This is a genomic window from Streptomyces sp. NPDC002232 (assembly GCF_042890295.1).
Lineage (GTDB): Bacteria > Actinomycetota > Actinomycetes > Streptomycetales > Streptomycetaceae > Streptomyces.
In genome coordinates this window covers 920,967-943,700 of sequence record NZ_JBIARV010000003.1, presented here as the reverse complement: position 1 = coordinate 943,700, position 22,734 = coordinate 920,967, and the positions used below count along the sequence as shown (strand labels likewise).

Sequence of the window (22,734 nt, the reverse complement as noted above, 5' to 3'; positions counted from 1 at the left end):
GGGACGTGGGACAGGCGGCTCACTGTGGCACTGACTGAAATGTCAGTCAAGGCGCAAGGCGTGCCTCAGGCCGAGCGCAGCGCGTCCGTCGGTGACGCCCCCGCCGCGCGCAGGGCTGGATAGATCCCCGCGACCGCCGCCACCAGGACGGACACCGACGGCCCGGCGACGACCGTGTAGAGGGGGACGGAGACCGGCCACCCCTGGGCGATCGCGTAGCCGTACACGGCGAGCGCGCCGACAACCAGGCCGCCGACCCCCCCGATGAAGCCCATCAGCACGGCCTCCAGCAGGAACTGCGCGGCGATCTGCCCTCCCCGCGCGCCCAGCGCGCGCCGCAGTCCTATCTCCCCCCGGCGCTCCATCACGCCCACGACCATGGTGTTCGCGATGCCCACGCCGCCGACGAGCAGGGCGACCCCGGCGAGCGAGAGGACGAGGCCGGTGAGCGCGCCCTTGGCCTCGCCGCGCGCTGTGAGGAGGTCGGAGGGGCGGCTGACCGCGACCATGCCGGGGGCCGCCGGATTCGCGGTGGCCCCGGCCACGGCCTGCACGTCCGGGACCCGCTCCGGGTGCGCGCGCAGGTAGACGGTGCCCGCGGTGCCGTCGGCGCCGAGGTGGGCCACCGCCTGGGGCCAGCCGACCAGGGCGGCCGTGCCGAGCTCGGGAGCCAGGTCGTTCGGCGCCAGGATCCCCCTCACCACGTACGACTGCCCGCCCAGCCACACCCGCTCCCCCGGCGCGGTGACACCGAGGCGCTCAGCGGCCTGGTCGCCGAGGACGGTCACGGGGAGACGCTCGGACGCACGGTCGAGCCACCGCCCGCTCCGCAGGGTGGCGTGCAGTACGTCGAGCAGGTTCGAGCGCGCCGCGAGCACGCTGAGGCCTCCGGTCTGCTCCTTGGGCACCAGGTCGTTCCGGTAGACCTCGGCCTCGGTGGCGCCGGTCGCGGTGACCTGCTGCACGGGGGCGATCCCGGCGAGCATCTTCTCCGCGGTGGCCGGCAGCGGTACGGGATGCTGCTCGGCGTCCTTTCCCGGCGACACGGTGATCAGGTTGGAGCCCAGCTGGTCCAGGCGGGCCAGCAGGTGCGCCTGGTTGGACGAGGAGATGCCGGTCACCGCGATGACGGCGGCGATGCCCAGGGAGATGCCGAGGGCCGAGAGCGCGGAGCGGGTCCTGCGCGTGCGCGGCCCGATCATGCCGAGGCGCAGCAGATCCGCCGGCCGCAGCCGGGTGCGGCGCTGGGGAGGTGTCATGGGGCGGCTCCTGCGGGGTGCGGGCGGCGTTCGTCGAAGTCGACGCGTCCGTCGTGGATGCCGATGCGCCGGGGGAAGGACGCGGCGAGATCGCGGTCGTGGGTGATGACGACGACGGTGGTGCCGTGGTCGTTGAGGGTGCGCAGCAGGTCGACGACGGCCGCGCCGGAGGCGCTGTCGAGCGCCCCGGTGGGCTCGTCGGCGAGCAGGAGCGCGGGGCGTCCGACGAGGGCCCGGGCGATGGCGACGCGCTGTTTCTCGCCGCCGGACAGCTGGTCGGGGTGGTGGTGGAGGCGGTGTCCGAGGCCCACCTCGCGCAGGGCCTCGACGGCGGCCTCGCGCCGCCGGGCGGCGGGGGCTCCGGCGTAGAGGAGCCCGGTGGCCACGTTCTCCACGGTGCTGAGTCCGGAGAGCAGGAAGAACTGCTGGAAGACGAAGCCGATGCGGTGCGCGCGGACGGCGGCGAGCTCGGGGTCGGAGAGGCCGGCCAGGTCGCGGCCCTCGAAGCGCAGCCGGCCGGTGGTGGGCCGGTCGAGCGAGCCGAGGAGCGCGAGCAGGGTGGACTTGCCCGAGCCCGAGGGGCCGACGACGGCGCAGAGTTCGCCGGGCTCGACGGTGAGGTCGATGCCGTGCAGCACGCGCAGCGGCGGCGAGCCCGGGTACTCCTTGGTGACGCCGGTGAGTTCGAGGACGGGCGGGCGGCCGGGTGCCGGTGACGGTGTCACGTGGGGATCACCACCCGGTCGCCGCTCTTCACGTCGCCGGTGATCTGGGCCCTGGCGTCGGCGACCAGTCCCAGCCGCACCTTGACGAGCCGGGTGGTGGTGCCGGTGACGACGTTGACGCCGTACCCGCCGCCGTCCAGCGCGAGCAGCGCGGTGACGGGGACGAGGAGGGCGTCGGTGGCGGTGTCGCCGACGACGTCGACCGTGACGGAGGAGGGTCCGGCCCGCCGTGCGGCCGCCTGGTCGTCCAGGACGACCGTCACGACGGTCTTCTGCCGCCCGGCGCCGTCCGCTCCGCCGTCCCCGTCGCCGGCGCCCGCTCGGACGAGGGAGCGGATCCTTCCCCGGACGGTGCCGCCCTCGGCGAGCCGCACCTCGACCCTGCCGGCCGGCTTGAAGCGGGACAACTGGTTCTCGGCGGGCTGGACGACCGCGACGAGGTCGGTGCCGCTCACGGTCAGTGCCTCGGCCGCCGCCACGGGTGCGCCGAGCCTGACACCGACCTTGTCCACGCGCACGGCGCGCTGCGGCACCATGACGACGCTGCCGAGCACGACCCGGCCGGTCTGCTTCACGCCGAGGGCCTTCTGCCAGCGCTTGACGGCGAGCGCGGTGCCCGCGGTGAACTTCTCGTCGACGGCCAGACCGAGGCCGTCGGCGTGACCGAGCGCGACCAGGTTGCGCTTGAGCTGCCGGACGTCGGGGCCGGCCTCGGACCCGGGCCCCAGGTCGCGCCAGAGGGGCCGCTCCCCCGTCATGAGGACGACCGGGACGCCGTCGACCTCGTAGAGGCGGCCGCCGGCCTTCACGACGGAGCCCACGGCGGGGAGCGCGGTGAAGGTGCCCCGTCCGGAGGCCACCACGGGAGTGGGGGCGTCGTAGGCGAGGGCCCCGGCGACCTGGATGCCGCTGGACAGCGAGCCCCGCTCCACGGCCACGGTGCCGTGGCCGAGGGGAGGCTGCGCGGCGGCGGCGCTTCCGTGCTCCCAGGGCCGTGTCGCGCCCAGCGCGGCCGCTCCGCCCACGGCGGCCGCGAGGACGAGCGGGAGGACGATGCGGCGGCGCTTGCCGCGGACGGCGCCGTGCGCGGGTCCGGCCGCGTCGGCGGTACGGCCGGGGGCTGCGGGCTGGCCATGCCCGCCGGTGCGCTCGGGGCCGGAGGGGCGGGAGGTGTCGGTGGTCCGGTCCATGGTCACTCGCCGATCCGGTAGCCGGGCAGGGGGAGCTTGCTACAGGCCGGCTGGATCGCGTCCCACTTGGCCGCGTCGAACGACTGCGTGGGGATGATCAGGATGGCCGACTTCGGGTCGGGGTCGGGGAGGTCGGGGTAGCCGTGCTTCCGCCCGCACGCGACCCAGGCGCGCGCCTGCTCGACGTACTTCTGGAGGTTCTTGTCCTTGACCTGGTGGATGCCGGGGTTCCGCGCGTCGCAGACCTTGACCGCCGCCTCGTAGGCCGCGACCGAGCCGCCGTCACCCGCGCCGGCGGCCGGCATGAAGATGTTCCCGTCCTTGTCCTGCTGGACGCCGTTCTGTCCCTGCCCGTGCATGCAGGTCACCCACGCCCGGCGGATCGCGTTGTCGTCCTGCCGGCTCGCGGCGCCCGACCCGTCGTCACCGGCGACCCGGGGTGCGGTGTCCTCCGCGGAGCAGCCGCTCATCACCAGTGCCGCGGTGACGGCGGCCACCGCCATGAGCGCCCGTTCGGTCCGACTGCGCATGTTCTGCTCCCTGCTGGATCTCGACGATGAGGTACGGCAGTTCTACGGAGCGCGCGGTGAGCCGTCGGTGAGCGTGTGCCTAACCGGCGGCTAACGTGCCCGGAGGCATCCTTGACCTGGGGGTTCGCCGACAGGACCGCGCGCGGCGCGGGTGAGTGGAGTGGGATCGGATGCGCGTGCTCATCGTCGAGGACGAGACGGAGCTGGCCGCGATGCTCGCCGAGGGGCTGCGGGAGGAGGGCATGGTCTGCGAGGTCGCCCACGACGGGGCCCGCGCCCTGGAGATGACCGCGGCCGCCTCGTACGACGTGCTGATCCTGGACCGGGACCTGCCCCTGCTGAGCGGGGACGCCGTGTGCCGGGCGCTGAACACGGCCGGGTATCCGGCCAGGATCCTGATGCTGACCGCGGCCGGCGCGCTGTCGGACCTGGTGGACGGCCTCGGTCAGGGCGCGGACGACTACCTGGCCAAGCCCTTCTCGTACCTCGAACTCGTCGCCCGGCTGCGGGCCCTCGGCCGGCGCGCTCCCTCCGGACGCACCCCGACCGTGCTGAGCCGGGACGGGATCAGTCTGGACACGGTCCGCCGGGTCGCCGAGCGCGACGGCCGGCCGCTGCGGCTCACCCCCAGGGAACTCGGCGTACTGGAAGTGCTGCTGGCGGCGGATGGCGCCCCCGTCACCACCGAGGAGCTGAGGGACCGGCTGTGGGACGCGGCGCTCGACCCGGCGACCACGGCGGTCCGCGTCACCGTCCACTCGCTGCGCCGCAAGTTGGGGGATCCCTCCCCGATCAGCCACGACCCCGGCTTCGGATACCGCCTGTGAACCGCCCGTACCGCCGCGCCGGCGACCGTCCCGGGCCGGACCCGCGCCGCGCCTCCCGCCGCCCCTCTCCGTACCGGCTCCCGCTGCGCGGCCGTCTGGCCCTGGCGACCACCACGGTCTTCGTGGTGCTCGGCGCCGGGCTGCTCGTGCTGAACTGGCTGAGCTCCCGGCAGCTCATCGAGGACAATCGCGCCGTCCTCCTCCCGGCGGCCGTCGTGACCGACTCCCCCGCCGCCGTGCCCCTCGCTCCGCCCACGAGCCCCGCCGCCCGGCCGCCGGGCGCCGTCGAGGCCCTGCGGACCACACCGTCCGAAGCCTTCCAGGACTTCCAGGACCGGGTCCTCAACGATCTGCTCGTCCGGTCCCTGATCCTGCTCGCCGTGTTCACCGCCCTCGCCGCGCTCCTCGCCTGGTGGGCCGGGCGGCGGTCGCTGCACCGCCTCACGCAGGTCACGGCGGCCGCCCGCCGCATCGGCAGCGGCAGCGCCCTCGACGAGCGGCTCGGCCTGAGCGGGCCGCACGACGAGGTCCGCGAGCTCGGCGACACCTTCGACGCCATGCTCGACCGGCTCGACCGCAGTTTCACGGCGCAGCGGCACTTCACCGCCCACGCCTCGCACGAGCTGCGCACCCCGCTCACCGTGCAGCGCACCGCCCTGGAGATCCCGCTGGCCCAGGGGCGTGTCCCGGCCGATCTGGAGCCCGCCCTGCGACGGGCCCTGGACGCCAACGCCCGTACGGAGCGGCTCATCGACGCCCTGCTCACCCTGGCCCGGGGCGAGAGCGAGCACCTGACGCCGCATCCGCTCGACCTGGCGGACGCCGCCGGGGACGCGGCGGAGGACCTCTCGGGCGAAGCCCGGGCCTCGGGCGTCCGCGTCACCACCGACCTCGCCCCGGCACCGGTCGCGGGCGACCCGTCGCTGCTGCGGCAGATCACCCTGAACCTGCTGGCCAACGCCGTACGCCACAACCGCGCGGGCGGTACGGCGACGGTCACCACGGGGGTGCGGGGGGCACACGCCTTCGTCGAGGTCGGCAACACCGGCCCCGTACTGGACCCCGAGGAGGTCCCCGCGCTCTTCGAGCCGTTCCGGCGGGGCGCGTCGCACCGGGGCAAGGGCCTGGGGCTGGGGCTGGCCGTGGTGCGCGCGATCACCGTCACCCACCAGGGCGAGGTGAAGGCGACACCGCGCCCGGACGGCGGGCTCACCGTCCGGGTGGAGCTGCCCCGGGCTTCCGGCGGGCGTCCCGCCTGATCGACAAGGGTCCCCCTAGCGGCCGAGGCGGTCGGTCATCGACAACGCGCCGCCTAACGGCCGAGGCGGTCGACCTCGGCGTCGATGGCCTCGCTCATCAGGGTCCGGGCGTGGGCGATCTGGAGCGTGCCGCTCAGCCAGCGCATGCTCAGGCCCTCCAGGAGCGCGGTGAGCCGTTCGGCGGAGGCGGTGAGGGCGGCGGCGGGGGCCGTCGGCCGGATCCGGCCGAGCAGTGCCGCCACCTCCTGGACCCAGAGCAGGGTGGCGCGCGCCAGGTCCTCGCGCAGGAGGTCGTCGAAGACGGCGCTCGCCCTCAACTCGCCCCAGGCGCTGCTGTTCTCCCTGACCTCGGTGGTGTCCTGGAGTTCGAGGAGGAGCGTCTGGTCGAGTTCCTCGCGCGGTCCGAGCGGTGCGGCGTCCGGATCGCGCTGGGTGGTGTAGCGGTCGGCGCGGTCGCTGATGAACTCCAGCGTCTTGCTGAGGATCCCGGCGCGGTCCTTGAAGTGGTAGTAAATCAGCGCCGTGGACACGCCCGCCTCGGCCGCGAGCTCCTCCACGCGCAGGCCGCGCACCCCGCGCCGGGCGATCACCCGGGCGGCGGCTTCCAGGATCTGTGTGCTGCGAGACGCCATGGCCCGAACCTTACCGGGCGTTCACCGGCCGGGGATCACGGACCTGATCATGGGTACGGGCGGGGCCGGGACCGGACAGAGCAACTTTGGTTGCGTCGGTCGGGCCGATCGGCACTAGGGAAGGCCGGGGGCCCCGTTCGAGGCTTTCGGCATGCAAGACCTCGTGAAGTACGAAGAGACCGCGGCCGGTGGTGAACGGGCGGCCGACGCCCGGCGCCGGGGCCGCGACAAGGTGCCCGTGTTCGTGAAGGTGCTGGCGGCGGTGGCCTGTCTGGGCCTCCTCCTGACCGGTGTGCTCGGCTCCCCCGACCGACCGCTGAGCCGGTCGTCCGAGGTGATCGGCGAGCGGGAGATGGTGCGCGTCACCGGTCCCACCGGACAGAGCTCCGAGGTCCTCGCCCTGATCGACACCGGTGCGTCGGCGTCGTCGCTGGACACGGCGCTGGCCAGGGAGCTCGGCTTTGACCTCGACGACGCGCCCAGGATCACGGTCGGCTCGGCGCTCGGCCGCGAGAGGCGCCCGGTGGTGGACACCACGGTGCGGCTGGCGGGCCGTTCGTTCGTCGCCAAGCTCAGCGTCAACAACCGCTCCAAGCGCGAGACCCCGGTCCTCCTCGGCCGGCAGGAGGTCCAGGGACTCCACGTGGCGGTGGGCAAGCGGCTGCTGACGCAGCCCGATTCCACCGCCGCCCCCTCGGCCCTGCGGATCCTGTTCGCCAGGGCGCCCGCGATCGACCCCGTGTCGATGATGGCGCTGCTCCCGCTGGCGGCCCTGCTGATCGTGCTGCTGCGGGTGGTCGTCGGCCTGAACACGCTCGGCACGTTCAGTCCGGTGCTGCTGGCCCTCGCGTACGCGCAGGCGGGGCTGCCGCTGGGGGTGCCCCTGACGCTCGTGATGTTCGCGCTCGGTTTCGCCGCGCAGCCCCTGCTGCGCCGGCTGCACCTGCCCCGGGTCGCGCGGCTCGGCGTCCTGATCGCCGTCGTCACCTCGGGTCTGATCGCCGCGCAGCTCGGTCTGGGAAGCTTCGGGCTCTCCGACGCGTGGGGGATGTCGCTGCCGGTCGTCGTCACGGCGATCGTCACCGAACGCCTCTGGGAGGTCTGGGACCTCGACGGCGTGAGGGCCGCCGCCACCGGGGCAGCGCTCACCATGGGGACGGCCGTCCTGGTGGCGCTGCTGCTGCTCACTCCGTACGTGCGCGAGGTCGCGGAGGCGGTCCCCCTCCAGCTCGCGCTCGCGTGCGCGGTGTGGACGGCGGTGGCCGGGACGTACCGCGGTCTCCGCCTCAGCGAGCTCTTCCGGTTCGCCCCCGCGGCCGAGAGCCGGGAGGCGGACGCGTGATACGGCTCCGCGGCTGGGACCCGGTCATGGGCATGAACCTGCGCAACGCCCGGATCTCCCGCCACAACTCCTCGGCCGCCATCCGGCTGGTCAACGACAAGTACGCCACCAAGGAGGCGCTGGCCGAGGTCGGCGCGCCCACCTCCCCCACCTTGGCGCTGCTGCGCTCGCGCCGGGAGATCGCCGCCCTGGACTGGGACGGCCTGCCCGACTGCTGGGCCCTCAAGCCGAACCAGAGCCTGGGGGGCAACGGCATCCTGCTGGCCTTCGGCCGTCGCCGCCGGAACTGGACGTCCTCGTCCGGGCGCCGGATCTCCCGGGACCAGGTCGCCGACCAGCTGCGCCGCATCCTGGACGGGGACTTCTCGCCTCGCCCCACCGACTGGGCCCTGTTCGAGCCGCTGATCCGGGCCCACCCGGCGCTGGCCCGGCTGTCCCACCAGGGGCTGCCGGACATCCGGGTGATCTGCGACCGGGACCGGCCGCGCCTGGCGATGCTGCGGCTCCCCACGCGCTTCAGCGGCGGGCGCGCGAACCTGCACCAGAAGGCCATCGGCGCCGCCGTCGAGCTGTCCACCGGGAGGATCACCCGCGCCCTCGTCGGGAGGGAGCCGACGGAGACCCATCCCGACACCGGGGCCCGGCTGATCGGCGCGACCGTGCCGCACTGGCCGGAGGTGCTCGACGCGGCGAGCCGCTGCGCGGCGGCGACCGGCCTTCACTACCTGGGGGCCGACATCGTGGTCGACGCCGAGCGGGGGCCGCTGATCCTGGAGGTCAACGCGCGGCCGGGTCTCCAGATCCAGAACGTCACCGGTCACGGTCTGATGGCCGGGCCCGCCCACCCGTGGAGGTCCTGATGCGCTGGACCGCGCTCCTCGCCAAGACCGTCGTCGCCGGGGCGGCCGGCGCCTTCCTCGCGGTCAGCGCCGCGGGCGTCGCACCGCCCCGCCAGGCGTCCGACGCGGACGCAGGACGGGAGACCCCGGCGGACCAGCGCCCCACCGCCACGGGCGCCCCGAGCGCCTCACCGACGCCGGGTCACCTCTCGCCCTGAAGGAGCCGGGCGTCGTGGGCCAGGATGGCCGCCTGGACGCGGTTGGCGCACCTCAGCTTCGTCAGCATGCGGCTCACGTACGCCTTGACCGTGCCCTCCCCCAGGTGCAGCCGCTTGCCGATCTCCGCGTTCGAGGCGCCCGTCCCGACCATCGCGAGGACCTCGCGCTCCCTGCCGGTGAGGTCGGCGATGCGGCGTACGCGCGGGTCGGCGGGTTCCTCGTCACCGTCGAGGTACCGGTCGATGAGGTGCCGGGTGATCTGGGGGGACACGACCGGGGATCCTGCGGCGACCCTGCGGACCGCCTGGATCAGCTCCTGCGGGGTGCTGTCCTTGAGGAGGAACCCGGTCGCGCCCGCCTTCAGCGCGCGGTCCACGTAGGCGTGTTCGCCGAACGTGGTGAGCATGACGACCCGGGTCGACGGGGCCCGCGCGGCGATCCGTTCCGCCGCGCTCAGCCCGTCGGTGCCGGGCATCTGGATGTCCAGCATGGCGACGTCCACCTCGTGCCGGACGGCGAGCGCGGCCGCTTCGTGGCCGTCCGACGCCTCGGCCACCACGTCGATGTCCTCGGCGTGCTTGAGCACCAGTCTGATGCCGGCGCGGACCAGCTCCTGGTCGTCGGCGAGCAGGACACGTATCACAGGGAGGCCTCGGGAGGGGTGGGGAGGGGGACCGACGAGACGGTGGTCTCCTCGGGTTCGGACGGTTCGCCGGATTCCGGGTACGGGACGAACGCGAGGGTGACGAACTGGAGGACGACGACACCGGCCACGCCCAGCGTGAGCCCGGCGGCGCTCGCCGGCCGGTGCCAGCGGGGCCGTGCCGCCGACACGGCTCGACGTCCGTCCGGGGCGGGGGTGTTCGCCGTGGCCGGGCCGGTCTCCAGGGGGACGCGGGCCTCGACCGCGTATCCGCCGCCGTCCACGGGACCCGCGCCCAGCGTGCCCCCGAGCAGCCGGATCCGTTCGTGGAGGCCGACGAGGCCGAGGTCGCCCCCGGGCAGCCGGACCGTCCGGGCGGTGGCCGTCTCGGGTCCGTTGCGGACGTCGACCCGGACCTGGCGGGTCTCCCGCCGGACGACGACCCGCACCTCCGACCCGGACGCGTGCTTGTGGACGTTGGTGAGCGCCTCGCGGATCACCCGGTCCACGGCGCGTCGGGCGGTGGGGCTCTCCCCCGTCAGGTCCCGGCCGGACCAGTCGAGGCGCACCGCGATGCCGGCGCTCCGGGACTGGTCCACCAGCGCGGCGATCTCTCCGTGGGTGCCCGTCCCTGTGGTCAGGGGCTCCGCTGTGCCCGACAGGGGGTCCTCCGCGCGCAGGACCTTCAGGACGTCCCGCAGTTCGGCCATGGCCAGGCGTGCCGTGCCGTGCACGAGCCGGGCGCTGCGGCGGACCTCGGGATCGCCCGCCTCACCGGCCATCTCCAGGCCGCCGGAGTGCAGGGCGATGAGGCTCAGCCGGTGGCCGAGGAGGTCGTGCATCTCGCCGGCGATGCGGGAGCGTTCCCGCGACCGGGCCTGCGCCTCGGCGGAGCGGTGGGCCCGCTCCAGGAAGGCGTTGCGCTCCTCCAGGGCCCGCACCAGCCGCTCGCGCTGACCGGCCAGGGCCCCGGCGAGGCCGGGCAGGACCCCGCAGACGATGCCCGTGACGAGGACGACCATGACGTCGTACTCGAGCATCGGCGCCGGCTCGGCGGCCGAGTGGGCGACGGTGACCGCCGGCGGCACCGTGAGGGACACGCCGAGGACGACGGAGCGGTGCCGGATCCGGGTCCAGTGGAGGCCCGCGGTGTGGGCCGCGGCCGCCAGCGCTCCGCCGGTCAGCGGTTCGAATGCGATGAGCGCGGCGGCCGCCAGGAGTGCGGTCGCGGGCCATCGGTGACGGACGAGGACGGCCGCCACCGCGCCCGCCGCCGCGGCGATCTGACCCGTCGTGTCGCACAGCGCGCCCTGCTCGGAGCTCCAGCTGTCCCAGTCGAGCAGGGCCACGATCGTCGCCCCGGTGACGGCGATCAGCGCGAGGTCGGCCGCCCACGCGAACGTACGGCTCCGCATGGCACTCTCCCGGGAAGGCCGGTCGCCGCGGCGGCGCGGCGACCGGAGGTCATGGCGTGTCGCCCGGTCAGAGGGCCGGGGGGACGGCCGGCTGCGACTGCGTGGCGCAGTGGATGCCGCCACCGCCGCTCGCGATGCTGTCGATGTCGAGCTGGACGACGGTCCGGCCGGGGTAGGCGGCCTGGAGGATCCCGTAGGCCTCGGCGTCCGCCTCCGCGTGCCCGAACTGCGGCATGATCACCGCCCCGTTCGCCGTGTAGTAGTTGGTGTAGCTGGACAGGAAGGCGCTGCCCATGTCCCTGCCCCGGATGCGCTCGCGGTCGGGTCCGGGGAGCTCGGTGAGGTGCAGACGGCGGCCCTGCGCGTCGGTGGCGCCCTGGAGGATCTGTCTGGTCTCCTCGTAGACCGCGACCCACTTGCTCGCGGTGCGGGGCCCCGGCTTGTCCAGGATGACCTCCCCGGGTCCGACGAAGCGGGCCAGGCAGTCGATGTGGCAGTCGGTGATGTCCTGACCGGCGAGTCCCGGCACCCAGATGACCTTGTCGGCGCCGAGGGCCCCCTTCATGGCCTGCTCGACCCGGTCCTGGCTCATGCCCGGGTTGCGGTTGGCGTTGACGAGCGAGCTGACCGTGGCGAGGACGGTGCCCTGACCGTCAGTCTCCAGCGAGCCGCCCTCGCCGACGAATCCGGCCCGCACCCGGGAGACGCCGTACTGGTCCAGGAGGCCGGCGGCCGCGACGGCGTCGTTGGCGAAGGGCTGCGCGTACGAGGTGCCGGCCTTGCCCCAGCCGTTGAAGTTGGTGTCCACCCCCGCGACGGCGCCCGGGGCGACCACGAAGGTGGGGCCGAAGTCCCTGATCCAGAGGTCGTCGTTGGCTATCTCGACGACGTCGATGGCGTAGGAGGCACCGGCGCCGCAGGCATAGCGGGCGTCGGCCGCCTGACCGGGGCGGGCGAGCACCACGACCGGCTCGTAGCGGGAGATCGCGTCGGCCACGCGCGCGATGTCCCGGCGGACGCCCGCGAGCTGGTCGCGCCAGACGGACGACAGGGCGGGCCAGGCCATGAAGGTCCGGACGTGGCGGTCGGTCTCCGCGGGCATCCGCAGCGTGGCGCCGGAGGGGCTGGTGGCGGCGAGGGCGGCGGTGGGCAGCACCGATCCGAGGGCCGCGAGCGGCAGGGCCGCCGCGCCGAACTGGAGCAGTCGGCGGCGGGACGTCGTGAGGTGGTCCGTGGGGGTGTCCATGGAACTCCTGCCTGAAGGGAGGGGGCGGGTGTTGCAGGCATGGTGCCGCAGACTGAAAATTCAGTCAATCATCGAGAGTCCAGACTAAATTTTCAGTCAATATGTGACACTGATGGTTCAGACCACTTTTGAGGGGGATCACGTGGCGACGGACCGCAGAAGCGCCATCCTGGAAGCCGCCGCGCGCGTCATCGCGCGGCGGGGGGTCCGCGGGCTGCGCATGGAGGAGCTCGCGACCGAGGCCGGGGTGTCCACCGCGCTGCTGTACTACCACTTCAAGGACCGCGCCGGCATCCTGCGCCACACCCTGGAGTTCATCAGCGAGCGGGCCGACCGGTACACCTCGGAGGGGGACGGCGCCGACGGGCCCGCGGACGCCCGGACGGAGCTGGAGCGCTCCCTCCTCCTGGAGTTCCAGGACGCTCCCGAGGTCCGCGAGAACAGCACCGCCTGGGGCGAGCTGCGCGCCAGCGCGATCTTCGAGCCCGAACTGCGCGGCGATCTGGCCAGGGCCACCCTCGCCTGGATCCACGACGTCGCGGACCTGCTCAGCGGAGTCCGGCCGACGGCACCGGCCCCGACCCTCACGGCATCGGCCGAGCGCCTGACCGGCCTCCTGGAGGGCCTCAGCACGCGCTGGCTCAGCGGCGCGCTGCCCCTGACCCACGCCCGGGAGCTGGTCAAGGAGGCGATCTCCGTGGAGATCGAGCGCTTGGAGCGCTGAACGAAGAGCGGATGCGGAAGCGGCTCCTCGGGGCACCTCTCGCACGGCGCATACTTCCCGCCATATTTGACTGGATTTTCAGTCAGTGTCAGAGTGGCGACACGCCTGAGGTGCTCGCCCGGCGGTGTCGCCGGTTCTGCGGGCCGCGCAGGCACCCTGATGACGACACGGCCGCGGTCCTCGCCCCACCTCGTCGGACGGTGGACGGTGCTCCGTCACCGCCTGACGGCACGGCCCGTTCCCCACCCCGGTCCCGCCCCCTCACGATCGGAGACCCCCATGTCCCTCCCCCGTCCCTCCCGCCGCCGCCTGGGCGCCGAGTGGGAGAGCCACGCCCGCACCTTCATGTCGTGGCCCGCCCTGGAATCCGTCTGGGAGGAGGACCTGCGGTACGTGCGCAAGGACATCGCCGACCTCGCCCGGACCGTGGCGGAGTACGAGTACGTCGTGATGATGGCCCGGCCGGACCAGCTCGCGAAGGCGCAGCGGGCGTGCGGCTCCGAGGTCGAGGTCATCCCCCTGGAGGTCGACGACCTGTGGGCCCGCGACACGGTGCCCGTGTTCGTCGAGGAGGACGGAAGGGTCCTCGGCGTCGACTTCAACTTCAACGGCTGGGGCGCCAAGCAGGTCCACGACCACGACGCCCGGGTCGGGCGGAACCTTCTCTCCCGGTACGGGACGCCGTGGCTCCAGGCGCCGCTCGTCGCCGAGGGCGGCTCCTTCGAGACCGACGGCGAGGGCACCCTCCTCGTCACCGAGAGCTCGATCGTCAACGACAACCGCAACCCGGGCCTGAGCCGGGACCGGATCGAGGCCGAGCTCAAGGCGCTCCTCGGCGTGGAGAAGGTGATCTGGCTGCGGGGCGTGCGCGGCGAGGACATCACCGACGCGCACGTCGACAGCCTCGTGCGGTTCGCGGCTCCCGGGGTGATCCTCCTGGACCGCGCCTTCCCCGGGACGCCCGCCGACTCCTGGTCGCGCTCCTCGGACGAGGCCCTGTCCGTCCTGCGCGGGGCGACCGACGCGCGGGGGCGGGCCTTCGAGGTCATCGACCTCCCGCAGCCCGATCCCGACCGGGTCCGCGGCTACGACGACGACTTCCTGTCGACGTACGCGAACTTCTACATCGGCAACGACGCCGTGTTCGTCCCCCGTTTCGGCGACCGGAAGGCCGACGACCGGGCGCGGGGAATCCTCCAGGAGCTCTTCCCCCGCCGGGACATCGTCCAGGTGCGGATCGACACCCTCGCCACCGGAGGCGGCGGGATCCACTGCGCCACCCACGACCTGCCCGGCCGCCCGGTCGACTGACCGCACCACGAACCGAGGAGCCTCCGTGCCCAACCCCCGCCGCCGCACGCACAGCCGGGGCAGAGTCCTCCCCGCCGTCCTGGCCGGCCTCGCGATCCTGACGGCCATCGTCCTGGGGACGTGGCTCCAGTACGGCGAACGCCAGGCGCTGGACACCGTCCACACCGCGGGCGGTTCGCCACCCGACCGGGTGGACGTCGTGGCCTCGGTCCAACGCGTCGACGCCGCCGGCCGGGAGCTGGTCCTGCGCGTCCTGGTCACCCCGCGCGGAGAGCTGGCCGAGGCCGGCGGCGTCTCCCCCACCGAGGACCTGACCTTGCAGACCTCCACCTCCACCCGGGGCGACCTGTCCTTCAAGGCACACAGCCGCATCGCGACCATGGACCTGCCCGTCACCCTGACGGGCGGCTCCATCACGGACTATCCCTTCGACGCGTACGACGCGGCCGTCGAGTTCAGCGCCACGCAGGGCGGTGAGAAGGTGCCCGTCCGCATGTCGCTGACCAACAGCGACGCCCTGTTCTCCGCGGAGGTCGACGGCTCGGACGACAACGGGACGGCGGTCTTCGACATCGGTCTGGCGCGCTCCCACAGCGTGCTCGTCTTCGCCCTCTTCATGATGACGGCCATGTGGGCCCTGGCCGTCGCGGTGCTCACCGGCACCTGGTTCCTCGTCACCCGGCGCAAGGGACTGACCTGGCCGGCCCTCGGGTGGATGGCCGCCACGCTCTTCGCCCTCGCGGCCTTCCGCAACGCGGCCCCGGGATCACCGCCGATCGGGAGCCTCATCGACTACCTCGCCTTCCTCTGGGCCGAGACCGTCATCGCCTTCTGCCTGGTCACCGTGGTCGTGTCGGGCTTCAGGGCGGAACGGGCGTCGCAGGGCGCCGACTAGGGGGTGTCCGGTCCATCACACCAGGCTCAGTCGTCGGGAATCCGTACCGACCAGGCGCTGTGGAGCTACCTCCGCCGGATCAGACGGAGAGCGGCTTGCGGTAGCGGACGTGCTCGTTCTGGCGCCGGAACCCCACGCTCTCGTAGAGGTCGTAGGACCGGTGCGGATTCGCGGTGCCGGTGTACAACCGGGCCGTCTCCGCACCGTGCTCGCGAAGGCAGCGCAGCCCGTCCAGGAGCAGGGCTCGCCCGAGTCCCAGACGCCTCGACTCCTTCCGGACGCTCAGTTCCTCGACTTCGCCCACGGTGGCGTCCTGCCGACGGATGGAGCACAGGGCGACACCGGCCATGTCTTCCCGGTCCCAAGCAGCCCGCCAGCAGGTCGGATCGGCCGTGGCGAGGAATCTCTCGAACGTCCACCTCTCGGTGAAGGCGGCCTCGGCGTAGGAATCGACGACCGTTCTCCAGGCCGCGCGGTAGCTGCTCGGATCCACGGCTCCGACGCGGATGCCGGCCGGCAACGGCTTGCCGTCGGGGAGCTGTCGGAGATCGGCCAGCTCCAGCTCCACCAGGCTGAAGACACGCCGGTACCCCGAATCGAGCAGGAGCGCCGTCGCATCCCGTTGAGAGGCCATGGCGTTCGCGCCGAGCACGGCCGTCCGTACGGTTCCGTGCTGTCGCACGAGCTTGCGGACACGGGTCTCCGCCCAGTTCAGCATGGCGGAGCCGATGCCCTGGCCACGGTGCTCGGGCAACAGGTAGCCGCGGTGCAGGTACAACCACGTCCCGTCCCGCTCCTGCCACCGCCTGATCGTCGCGTAGCCGACGACACCACCGTCGTACTCCACCAATGCCTGGTCGCCGTATGGGTCGTCCAGCTCGGCGGAGGCCTCGGCGATCTCGGCCGCCGTCGGGAGACCTTCCACCACCGAGCGGGCGTCGATCCGGTCCCGCTCCGCACAACCGAGCCGCACAGCGGCCATGGCGCCGTGGTCTTCGGGGCCGTGACAGGGCCGGAGGAGGTAGCCAGGCAACTGGGCCGGCGATGCGCGCCCGCTGCCGCTGTTCACGTTCACACCAAGACCCCCCGTTACGTCGGACATGCGGTGTCATCGCTCACGGAAGCGTAGGCCGTGCCGATCAGACGGCAGAACGTGTTTTCCGCGGCATGACCGTTCGCGGGGCTGTGACGGACGAGGCGTGGGACCGGCTACGGCCGTTCCTGTCCATGAGTGAGTGTCGGTGCGGCGATGGCGGGGCCACCGTCAGGTAGTCGTCGGCATCCTCCAGCGGGTACGGACCGGGGTGCGGTGGCGTGACCTGCCGGAACGCTTCGGACCGTGGAAGACGGTCCCACCCTCTGACAGGTCAGAACCCTCGGTCGTTGATCGCCCGCAGCCACGGTTCCCTCACGGCGGGCATCCGCGCGAACGTGTACCGGAACGCCTCCCTCGACGGCGGGAACGGGTACCACGGGTACGGCGGCAGCGGGTCGTCCCGTTCCACGCCCGTCGGACACCGTACGGCGCGAAGCGCCCCCGCTCCGCCGCCTCGCGGGCCCCGGCCTCGTCCAACTGCCGCCGCGTCGGCCCGTACGGCCCGCGGTCGACGGTGTAGGACCTGGCCTCCACCAGTGGCGGGTGCGGCGTCTCCCAGTGGGCGTCGGCGAGGTGGATCGGCAGCGCCATCTCCGACACCGCCGCCGTCAGAACCGCACCGCAGCCCGCACACCCTCGACATCCCGGTCGTCGCCTCAGAAGCCGCGCCGGACCATCTGCTCGCCACGGAGGCCGCTCTCGTCATCCGGCTCCGCACGCGATCGGCAGGACCGGTCCTGACCGCCGTCCGGCGCGAGGCCCAGGGGTGGGGCGCCCGTCACCACGTGCGGTCGAGCACGTGTGTGAACAGTGCGTCGAGCTCCCGGGCCGCGGCGCGCGTCAGCGGTGCCTCGGTCAGGGCGTGGTGGGCGAGGTCCCGCTGGCGCAGTGCCTCCTCACGGGTCGCGCTCCGTCCGCCGGCCTCCTCCACCAGGGTCGCGGCGCGGGCGGCGGCCTCGGCGTCTTCCGGCGCCGAGCCGAGCAGCGCCTCCAGTTCGCGCGCCGCCCCGCCTCCACCGGCGAGCGCGGCCAGCACCGGAAACGTCTTCTTGCCCCGGCGCAGGTCCGCGTGGACGGGCTTGCCGGTCACCGCCGGGTCGCCCCAGATGCCCAGGACGTCGTCCACGGCCTGGAACGCGAGGCCGAGATGGCGTCCGGCACGATCGAGGGCGCCCACGGTCGCCTCGGGCGCACCGCCGAGTACCGCGCCCAGGGCGATCGCGCAGCCCAGCAGGGCGCCGGTCTTCCGGGCTGCCATCGACCGGTACTCCTCCGGTCCCACCGCGCCGGTTCCTGACCACGGACGGTGCTCGAAACGCAGGTCCTCCGCCTGGCCCGACACCAGGGCGCTCAGAGTCCCGGAGAGGCGCCGGACCGCGGCGGCGGCGTGGCCGCCCCCGGCCTCGGCCAGGGTTCCCACGGCCTGGGCGAGGAGCGCGTCCCCGGCCAGTACGGCCGGGCCCGTGCCGTACGCCTTCCAGACGGCCGGGCGCTGCCGGCGCAGGGCGTCGGCGTCCATGATGTCGTCGTGGAGCAGGGAGAAGGTGTGCACGAGCTCGACGGCCACGGCGCCCGGGACGGCGATGGAGCCGTCGGCTCCGACCGACTCCGCGCCGAGCACGGCGAGCGCCTGGCGCACGCCCTTGCCCTCGGAGCCTCCGGGGTCCGGTCGGCCCGTCGTGTCGGCCCAGCCCAGCGCGTACGCCGCCATCTCACCGGTCCAGGGGTGGAGCCGACCCACCGCCTCGACCAGCGCCGGCCGCACCAGCGCCCGACAGCGCTCCAGGACTGCGGGGGCGGATCCCTCGTGAACGGGGGGAGTCAACTGCCTTCGTGGGGCCCTGTCACCCGTTGACGCGACCGACAACCGGACCGACGTCGCCTGCGTGGGGAGCGCGGTCACCGCGTTCCCTCCCCGACGCCGCCCTTGAGCCCTTCCCCGCCAGGTCCTCCCCCGTCCGCCGCCCGGAGCGCCTCCACGTCCGCCGTCCGCAAGGCCTCCGCGCCGCCCTTCGGCAGGGCCGGGTCCGAGGACCGAGGACCGTCGCCCGCAGGGTCGGGAAGCGGGCCCACCTCCAGTTCGGCCGCCGCCTTGTCGACCATGTCCCGGGCGTGGCGGAGCCCGATCTTGTCGAGGGTCGCGCGCAGGGCGGCCAGGTCCGCGGCGGTGCGCTCCGCGGCGCGGCCCAGCCGGGCCTCGGACTTCACCAGGCCCAGCCTCGACAGCGCGGTGCCGCGCGGCTCGTCCATCTCGCGGAACTCTTCCAGCGCCCGGTTGTACAGCTCGCGCGCCTCGGCGTGGCGCCCGGCCCGGTAGAGCACGTTGCCGCGCATCTTGTGGTTGTAGGCGAGCGCGCTCGACAGGCCGATCTCCCGGCAGGCGTCCTCCGCCCGCGTCAGCAGCGTCAGCGCGCGCTCCACGTCCCCGTCCCGTACGGACACCACGTCGGCTATGCCCCGCAGCGCCCACGCCCAGCCCCGCCGGTCCTCGGCGCGCGACGCGGTCTCCGCCGCCTCCTCGAACAGGGCCAGGGCCTCGTCGTAACGGCCGGTGTTGCGGTGCATCTGCGCGATGCCCTCCAGGGCCCACACCGTGTGCCGGGCCTCGCCCCGGCGTCGGGCCTCGGTCAGCAGCTGCTCGTGCAGCCGGCCCACGGCCTCGTAGTCGCCCTGGATGCGTCCCGTCTCGGCGAGGCCCGCCAGCGAGTAGCCCCGGGCGACGACGTCCCCGCCGCGCTCACCCGCCTCGGCCGCCAGCTTCAGCAGCCGGTAGGCGAGCCTGAGTTCGCCGCGCTGCCGGGCGAGCGTGCCGCCGCTCCACAGCGCCCAGGCCATGGCGCCTTCGTGGCCGGCCTCGCGGGCCGCCCGATGGCTGGCCTTCCAGGCCCGGTCGGCCTCCGCGATCCGCCCGAGCCTGCGGCACGCCTCGGCCACGGCGAGGGCGCAGCGCGCCACCTCCCGCAGGTCGCCCGAGCGTTCGGCCTCGCGGAGCCCCTCCCTTCCACGGGCGAGCACATCGGGCAGGGAGGAGTTCACCGACATCGACCCCAGGGCGCCCTGGTACTCCGGCGCGGATGCCCTCGCCGTCCGCTCGCTCACCTGACCTGTCATCAGAACCTCCTCATGTCGACTCGACGATCAAGCCGACGCGGGGAGCAAGACGTCGACCACGCGCGCGGGTTCCGTCCCGGAGGCAATGTCCGTCTGCGTAGGGGCGCGGAGTCCTCCTCAAGTGCTACGCGTCCGCCGACGGATCGTCATCGAGAAGGATGCGAACACCTGCCTGTACGGTGAACGTTCTGGCGATCGACTCCAGCCGCCCGTGGGAGCGCGCGCCGTCGTGATCGAGCCGATCCGGGGGCGCGGAGCATGCCCCGACGGGCGGCGGGGCACCGATGCCCGCGTGGCTCTTACGGACGACGCACAGCGAGACGACACCCTGCGATTCGCCGCCCTGTCGGCGCGCCTCACCGGCTTCGACCCGGCGGACCTGGCGGCCACCGGGCTCGTCGAGGTGTACCGCGACGTGGCCGTGGAGGAACTCGGCGCCGAGCGGTACGCGAGGCTGCTCCGGGAGCTCGGCGGACCGCACGCCCCGGAGCCCGCCGGGGACTGTCCGGGCGGTGCGCTGCGCGCGGAGGCCAGGGCGCTCACGTACCTCTGGTACACGGGAAGCTGGCCCGGGCCCCCGCCGAGACTGGTGTCTCCGCGCGCCTACGCGGAGGGTCTCGTCTGGAAGGCGGCCGGCGTCACCGCTCCCGCGGCGGCTCCCGGCGGATACGGGAGCTGGGCCGGGGGGAGCGGGTGATGACGCGGTACGACGTGATCGTCGTGGGCGCGGGGATCGCCGGCTCGCTCGTCGCCCACCGGCTCGGACGGGCCGGCCGACGGGTCCTCGTCCTGGAGGCGGGAGCGTCTGCCCCGGGCGGCCGGGACGGGGCCGACCCGCTCACCGCGTACCTGACGGCCGCCGGCCGGCTGCCGGGATCCCCGTACCGCTCCCACCCCGCCGCCGCGTCGCCCGAGGCGGCCGACCTCGCGGGCGCCGGCGGGACGTCCGGCTTCCGGGCGACGGGTCATCTGCGCCAAGACGGGCCGCTCCCGTACGCGAGCGGGTACGTCCGCGCCACCGGCGGCACGGGCAACGTCTGGACCGGTCTGGCGCCCCGGATGCTGCCGGAGGACTTCGACACCGAGCCCTTCGGGTACGGGCGGCGGTGGCCGCTCACCTACGACGACCTGGAGCCGTACTACCGCGCGGCCGAGGAGCACCTGGGGGTGGCCGCGGACGCCGACGAGCAGCGCGCGCACCTGGGGCTGCGCTTCCCCGAGGGCCATGTGTACCCGATGCGTCCGCTGCCCGCCGCGCGCCTGGACCGCTTCCTCGCGGCACGGCTCGACGGACGGCGGGTGGAGGATCCCGTGTCCCCGCACCCGGTGGAGCTGCGCGTGGTCGGCACCCCGCACGCGCGCAACTCCGTCCCCGATCCCCGGTACGACGGCGGTCGCGGCTACGTCCCGCGCGGGCGGGGCGGGCGGCCGGACCCGGACAGCCGGTGTGTGGGCAGCGCCGGCTGCATCCCGCACTGCCCTTCGTACGCGAAGTACACCCCGCTCAAGACCCAGGGCCGGTGGGGCGGTTCGGTCGCGCTCCGGGACCGGTCGGTGGTGAGCCGGGTCCTCGTCGACGGACGGGGGCGGGCGACCGGTGTGGAGTACCGCTCGTACGACGGCGTGGTGTCGGTGGCGCAGGCGGACGTCGTGGTCCTCGCCGCGCACGCGGTGGAGAACGCGCGGCTGCTGCTCCTGTCGGGGCTGGCCGGCCGCAGTGGCCAGGTCGGCCGCAATCTGATGGACCACCCCGTCCTGCTGACGTGGGGGCTGCTGCCCGAGGGCGAGGACGCCGGTGTGTACCGGGGGCCCGGCTCGGTCTCCGGCTTCGAGGGCTTCCGCTCCGGCCCGGCGCGGAAGCTGCGGGCCCCGTTCCGCGTCGAGTTCGGCACGTGGGGGTGGATCTGGGCGAAGGGCCCGGTCGAGACGGACGTGGAGCACTTCCTCGACGGGCGGGGCCTGTTCGGCGCGGAGCTGCGCCGGGCGGTCGGGGACCGGATCCGCCGTCAGTTCGCCTTCCAGTTCGAGATGGAGCAGGGTGCCGACCCCGCGAACCGGGTCACGCTCCACCCGAGCGAGCGCGACGCGCTGGGGCTGCCCCTGCCGCTCGTCACCTACGACCTCGACGAGCACGTCAAGGAGGGCATGGTGGCGGCCCGGGGCGTCTCGGACCAGCTCTTCGCGCTCCTCGGCGCCGAGGACCACACGGACTACGCCCCGGCGGCCGCCTGGCCCGGGCGCTTCGAGCGCCGCGGCCGGACGTACGGCTATCGCGGGGCGGGGCACGCCGCCGGCACCCACGTCATGGGCGACTCCCCCGCCACCTCGGTCGTCGACCCCTGGCAGCGCTGCTGGGACCACCCCGGTCTCTACGCCGTCGGCTGCGGCAGCATGCCCTCGGTCGCCACGTCGAACCCGACGCTGACGATGGCCGCCCTGGCGCTGCGCAGCGCCGAACGCGTCGAGGCGGACCTGACGGCCCGTGACCGCCCCGCGCACCTCGTCCCCGCCGATCCAGGAGCCCCCGCATGAGCCCCGTTCCCCTGCCTCCCGTGGCCGAGCCCTTCCAGCTCCCCTTCCACTACGGGGCGCTGCACCAGGTCGGCGTCGACTGGCTGGTCGACCCGGAGCCCGTCCGCCGTCTCCTCGGCACGCACCACCCGGACCTGACGGCGGCCGCGTTCGACGACGGGCGGGCCCTGGTCTCCCTCAACTACCAGCTGTACTTCGCGCAGTACGCGTTCGGCGGCGGGGTCACCCAGGAGGTCGAGTTCAGCGTCGTCGCCTTCCCGACGGCGGACGCGCACCGCTTGCCGCGGCTGACCTACGCCGCGTACGCGCGGGGCTGGGACCAGACGAAGCTGCTCGGCATCGCCCGGCTCCACGTGGTGTGCGACAACCCGTTCGCGATCCGGGCGGGGCGCGAGCTGTACGCGGAGCCCAAGCGCCCCGGCTGGTTCGAGGTCGGCCTGCCGTCGCTCAACGGGCCCTCGGGTGCGACGTGGACCGTACGGTGCGGGGCCGCCGGCGTCGGCCCCGACGGCACGCTGGAGCGGACCCCGGAACCCCTGCTCGACCTCACGGTCCGGCTGGACGGACTCACGGCCGCACCCGCCTGTTCCGCGCCCGTCACGGGTTACGGCACCGACCCCGAGGGACGTCTGCTCGCCGGCCCGATGAACGTGTACCAGCCGTACGGATGGCACGACCTGAGCGCCCCCGAACACGCCGGGCGCACGCGGCTGGAGGTGCGGGCCCCGGAGGGCGACCTCGGCCGCGACGTGCGCTCCCTGCTCCCGGACGGCACCCCGGCCTCCGGCGCGTGGACCTACCAGTCGCCGCCGGTGGCCGCCCATCACCGGCCGTACTATCCGACGGCCGGACATCCCCTCTGACACGCGTCAGCGCGACGCGAAAAAGATCACCCCCTTCACCGTGCATCCCTGGGGCCCTCTCGAGCGTCTTCTATGC

The 22,734-nt window shown here is 73.9% G+C and carries 23 protein-coding genes; 12 read left to right on the top strand and 11 right to left on the bottom strand.

Features of this window, described 5'->3' with window-relative positions; translation table 11 throughout:
- Nucleotides 1-65 precede the first annotated feature (65 nt).
- The 4 genes from ACFYXU_RS16660 to ACFYXU_RS16645 are packed head-to-tail and all read right to left on the bottom strand — an operon-like array spanning nucleotide 66 to nucleotide 3,704.
- Nucleotides 66-1,259: an ABC transporter permease gene (locus ACFYXU_RS16660; RefSeq protein WP_389405727.1), complete on the bottom strand. Its 1,194-nt coding sequence runs from the start codon at nucleotides 1,257-1,259 to the stop codon at nucleotides 66-68.
- Nucleotides 1,256-1,984: an ABC transporter ATP-binding protein gene (locus tag ACFYXU_RS16655; RefSeq protein ID WP_361406617.1), complete on the bottom strand. Its 729-nt coding sequence runs from the start codon at nucleotides 1,982-1,984 to the stop codon at nucleotides 1,256-1,258. The genes ACFYXU_RS16660 and ACFYXU_RS16655 overlap by 4 nt, the downstream gene beginning before the upstream one ends.
- Nucleotides 1,981-3,174, bottom strand: coding sequence for a peptidoglycan-binding protein (locus ACFYXU_RS16650; protein ID WP_389405729.1), 1,194 nt, complete (start codon nucleotides 3,172-3,174; stop codon nucleotides 1,981-1,983). Before ACFYXU_RS16650 ends, ACFYXU_RS16655 begins: the two co-directional genes overlap by 4 nt.
- Before the next feature lie 2 nt (nucleotides 3,175-3,176).
- Nucleotides 3,177-3,704, bottom strand: a complete 528-nt coding sequence (locus ACFYXU_RS16645) for a hypothetical protein (protein WP_376507869.1) — start codon at nucleotides 3,702-3,704, stop codon at nucleotides 3,177-3,179.
- Between the two features lie 170 nt (nucleotides 3,705-3,874).
- On the opposite strand from ACFYXU_RS16645, the gene ACFYXU_RS16640 reads away from it, so the two are divergent.
- Nucleotides 3,875-4,531, top strand: a complete 657-nt coding sequence (locus ACFYXU_RS16640; protein ID WP_376507870.1) for a response regulator transcription factor — start codon at nucleotides 3,875-3,877, stop codon at nucleotides 4,529-4,531.
- Nucleotides 4,528-5,790 carry a sensor histidine kinase gene (locus ACFYXU_RS16635; protein WP_389405730.1) on the top strand — a complete coding sequence of 421 codons (1,263 nt, stop codon included), beginning with the start codon at nucleotides 4,528-4,530 and terminating at the stop codon, nucleotides 5,788-5,790. The genes ACFYXU_RS16640 and ACFYXU_RS16635 overlap by 4 nt, the downstream gene beginning before the upstream one ends.
- Before the next feature lie 53 nt (nucleotides 5,791-5,843).
- Here ACFYXU_RS16635 and ACFYXU_RS16630 read toward each other — a convergent pair whose 3' ends face one another.
- Nucleotides 5,844-6,422 carry a helix-turn-helix domain-containing protein gene (locus ACFYXU_RS16630; RefSeq protein WP_361406542.1) on the bottom strand — a complete coding sequence of 193 codons (579 nt, stop codon included), beginning with the start codon at nucleotides 6,420-6,422 and terminating at the stop codon, nucleotides 5,844-5,846.
- A 151-nt stretch (nucleotides 6,423-6,573) separates the two neighbouring features.
- On the opposite strand from ACFYXU_RS16630, the gene ACFYXU_RS16625 reads away from it, so the two are divergent.
- The 3 genes from ACFYXU_RS16625 to ACFYXU_RS16615 are packed head-to-tail and all read left to right on the top strand — an operon-like array spanning nucleotide 6,574 to nucleotide 8,821.
- Nucleotides 6,574-7,764, top strand: a complete 1,191-nt coding sequence (locus tag ACFYXU_RS16625) for a 7TM domain-containing protein (RefSeq protein ID WP_389405731.1) — start codon at nucleotides 6,574-6,576, stop codon at nucleotides 7,762-7,764.
- A complete protein-coding gene (locus tag ACFYXU_RS16620) occupies nucleotides 7,761-8,624 on the top strand; it encodes a sugar-transfer associated ATP-grasp domain-containing protein (RefSeq protein WP_376507874.1) in 864 nt (287 codons plus the stop codon). The genes ACFYXU_RS16625 and ACFYXU_RS16620 overlap by 4 nt, the downstream gene beginning before the upstream one ends.
- Nucleotides 8,624-8,821 carry a hypothetical protein gene (locus tag ACFYXU_RS16615; RefSeq protein WP_376507875.1) on the top strand — a complete coding sequence of 66 codons (198 nt, stop codon included), beginning with the start codon at nucleotides 8,624-8,626 and terminating at the stop codon, nucleotides 8,819-8,821. The genes ACFYXU_RS16620 and ACFYXU_RS16615 overlap by 1 nt, the downstream gene beginning before the upstream one ends.
- On the opposite strand, the gene ACFYXU_RS16610 is transcribed toward ACFYXU_RS16615, so the two are convergent.
- The 3 genes from ACFYXU_RS16610 to ACFYXU_RS16600 all read right to left on the bottom strand — a co-directional run bounded on the left by ACFYXU_RS16610 (nucleotide 8,806) and on the right by ACFYXU_RS16600 (nucleotide 12,126).
- Nucleotides 8,806-9,465 (bottom strand): response regulator, encoded by a 660-nt coding sequence (locus ACFYXU_RS16610; RefSeq protein WP_376507876.1) that lies wholly within the window; start codon nucleotides 9,463-9,465, stop codon nucleotides 8,806-8,808. The two genes, ACFYXU_RS16615 and ACFYXU_RS16610, sit on opposite strands and share 16 nt — an antisense overlap.
- Nucleotides 9,462-10,880, bottom strand: coding sequence for a sensor histidine kinase (locus ACFYXU_RS16605; RefSeq protein ID WP_389458149.1), 1,419 nt, complete (start codon nucleotides 10,878-10,880; stop codon nucleotides 9,462-9,464). The genes ACFYXU_RS16610 and ACFYXU_RS16605 overlap by 4 nt, the downstream gene beginning before the upstream one ends.
- A gap of 67 nt (nucleotides 10,881-10,947) precedes the next feature.
- The gene (locus ACFYXU_RS16600; protein WP_389458146.1) at nucleotides 10,948-12,126 is read right to left on the bottom strand and encodes an agmatine deiminase family protein; all 1,179 of its coding nucleotides are present in this window, start codon (nucleotides 12,124-12,126) and stop codon (nucleotides 10,948-10,950) included.
- A gap of 142 nt (nucleotides 12,127-12,268) precedes the next feature.
- On the opposite strand from ACFYXU_RS16600, the gene ACFYXU_RS16595 reads away from it, so the two are divergent.
- The 3 genes from ACFYXU_RS16595 to ACFYXU_RS16585 all read left to right on the top strand — a co-directional run bounded on the left by ACFYXU_RS16595 (nucleotide 12,269) and on the right by ACFYXU_RS16585 (nucleotide 15,056).
- Nucleotides 12,269-12,850, top strand: a complete 582-nt coding sequence (locus ACFYXU_RS16595) for a TetR/AcrR family transcriptional regulator (RefSeq protein WP_389458144.1) — start codon at nucleotides 12,269-12,271, stop codon at nucleotides 12,848-12,850.
- A 207-nt stretch (nucleotides 12,851-13,057) separates the two neighbouring features.
- A complete protein-coding gene (locus ACFYXU_RS16590; RefSeq protein WP_389458502.1) occupies nucleotides 13,058-14,161 on the top strand; it encodes an agmatine deiminase family protein in 1,104 nt (367 codons plus the stop codon).
- Nucleotides 14,162-14,186: 25 nt separating this feature from the next.
- Complete coding sequence (locus ACFYXU_RS16585) at nucleotides 14,187-15,056, top strand: DUF4436 domain-containing protein (protein ID WP_389458142.1); 870 nt, start codon at nucleotides 14,187-14,189, stop codon at nucleotides 15,054-15,056.
- 79 nt (nucleotides 15,057-15,135) lie between these two features.
- Here ACFYXU_RS16585 and ACFYXU_RS16580 read toward each other — a convergent pair whose 3' ends face one another.
- On the bottom strand, nucleotides 15,136-16,131 hold the full coding sequence (locus ACFYXU_RS16580) for a GNAT family N-acetyltransferase (RefSeq protein WP_389458140.1): 996 nt from the start codon (nucleotides 16,129-16,131) through the stop codon (nucleotides 15,136-15,138).
- A gap of 160 nt (nucleotides 16,132-16,291) precedes the next feature.
- On the opposite strand from ACFYXU_RS16580, the gene ACFYXU_RS16575 reads away from it, so the two are divergent.
- Nucleotides 16,292-16,672, top strand: a complete 381-nt coding sequence (locus ACFYXU_RS16575) for a transposase (RefSeq protein WP_389458138.1) — start codon at nucleotides 16,292-16,294, stop codon at nucleotides 16,670-16,672.
- A gap of 258 nt (nucleotides 16,673-16,930) precedes the next feature.
- Here ACFYXU_RS16575 and ACFYXU_RS16570 read toward each other — a convergent pair whose 3' ends face one another.
- Nucleotides 16,931-17,977 (bottom strand): polyprenyl synthetase family protein, encoded by a 1,047-nt coding sequence (locus ACFYXU_RS16570; RefSeq protein ID WP_389458135.1) that lies wholly within the window; start codon nucleotides 17,975-17,977, stop codon nucleotides 16,931-16,933.
- 74 nt (nucleotides 17,978-18,051) lie between these two features.
- Entirely contained in the window at nucleotides 18,052-19,263 is a 1,212-nt protein-coding gene (locus tag ACFYXU_RS16565) for a tetratricopeptide repeat protein (RefSeq protein ID WP_376507885.1), read from the bottom strand.
- A 292-nt stretch (nucleotides 19,264-19,555) separates the two neighbouring features.
- Between ACFYXU_RS16565 and ACFYXU_RS16560 the strand changes: the two genes are divergently transcribed.
- The 3 genes from ACFYXU_RS16560 to ACFYXU_RS16550 are packed head-to-tail and all read left to right on the top strand — an operon-like array spanning nucleotide 19,556 to nucleotide 22,658.
- A complete protein-coding gene (locus tag ACFYXU_RS16560; protein WP_329857748.1) occupies nucleotides 19,556-19,960 on the top strand; it encodes a hypothetical protein in 405 nt (134 codons plus the stop codon).
- Entirely contained in the window at nucleotides 19,960-21,795 is a 1,836-nt protein-coding gene (locus ACFYXU_RS16555) for a GMC family oxidoreductase (protein WP_389458132.1), read from the top strand. The genes ACFYXU_RS16560 and ACFYXU_RS16555 overlap by 1 nt, the downstream gene beginning before the upstream one ends.
- Complete coding sequence (locus ACFYXU_RS16550; RefSeq protein WP_376507889.1) at nucleotides 21,792-22,658, top strand: hypothetical protein; 867 nt, start codon at nucleotides 21,792-21,794, stop codon at nucleotides 22,656-22,658. The genes ACFYXU_RS16555 and ACFYXU_RS16550 overlap by 4 nt, the downstream gene beginning before the upstream one ends.
- Nucleotides 22,659-22,734 lie beyond the last annotated feature (76 nt).

What these genes read in the sequence shown, in the direction of transcription:
- ACFYXU_RS16660 (WP_389405727.1), bottom strand. Translation starts at nt 1,259, where the DNA reads ATGACACCTCCCCAGCGCCGCACCCGGCTGCGGCCGGCGGATCTGCTG.
- ACFYXU_RS16650 (WP_389405729.1), bottom strand. Translation starts at nt 3,174, where the DNA reads ATGGACCGGACCACCGACACCTCCCGCCCCTCCGGCCCCGAGCGCACC.
- ACFYXU_RS16645 (WP_376507869.1), bottom strand. Translation starts at nt 3,704, where the DNA reads ATGCGCAGTCGGACCGAACGGGCGCTCATGGCGGTGGCCGCCGTCACC.
- ACFYXU_RS16640 (WP_376507870.1), top strand. Translation starts at nt 3,875, where the DNA reads ATGCGCGTGCTCATCGTCGAGGACGAGACGGAGCTGGCCGCGATGCTC.
- ACFYXU_RS16630 (WP_361406542.1), bottom strand. Translation starts at nt 6,422, where the DNA reads ATGGCGTCTCGCAGCACACAGATCCTGGAAGCCGCCGCCCGGGTGATC.
- ACFYXU_RS16625 (WP_389405731.1), top strand. Translation starts at nt 6,574, where the DNA reads ATGCAAGACCTCGTGAAGTACGAAGAGACCGCGGCCGGTGGTGAACGG.
- ACFYXU_RS16615 (WP_376507875.1), top strand. Translation starts at nt 8,624, where the DNA reads ATGCGCTGGACCGCGCTCCTCGCCAAGACCGTCGTCGCCGGGGCGGCC.
- ACFYXU_RS16605 (WP_389458149.1), bottom strand. Translation starts at nt 10,880, where the DNA reads ATGCGGAGCCGTACGTTCGCGTGGGCGGCCGACCTCGCGCTGATCGCC.
- ACFYXU_RS16600 (WP_389458146.1), bottom strand. Translation starts at nt 12,126, where the DNA reads ATGGACACCCCCACGGACCACCTCACGACGTCCCGCCGCCGACTGCTC.
- ACFYXU_RS16565 (WP_376507885.1), bottom strand. Translation starts at nt 19,263, where the DNA reads ATGACAGGTCAGGTGAGCGAGCGGACGGCGAGGGCATCCGCGCCGGAG.
- ACFYXU_RS16555 (WP_389458132.1), top strand. Translation starts at nt 19,960, where the DNA reads ATGACGCGGTACGACGTGATCGTCGTGGGCGCGGGGATCGCCGGCTCG.
- ACFYXU_RS16550 (WP_376507889.1), top strand. Translation starts at nt 21,792, where the DNA reads ATGAGCCCCGTTCCCCTGCCTCCCGTGGCCGAGCCCTTCCAGCTCCCC.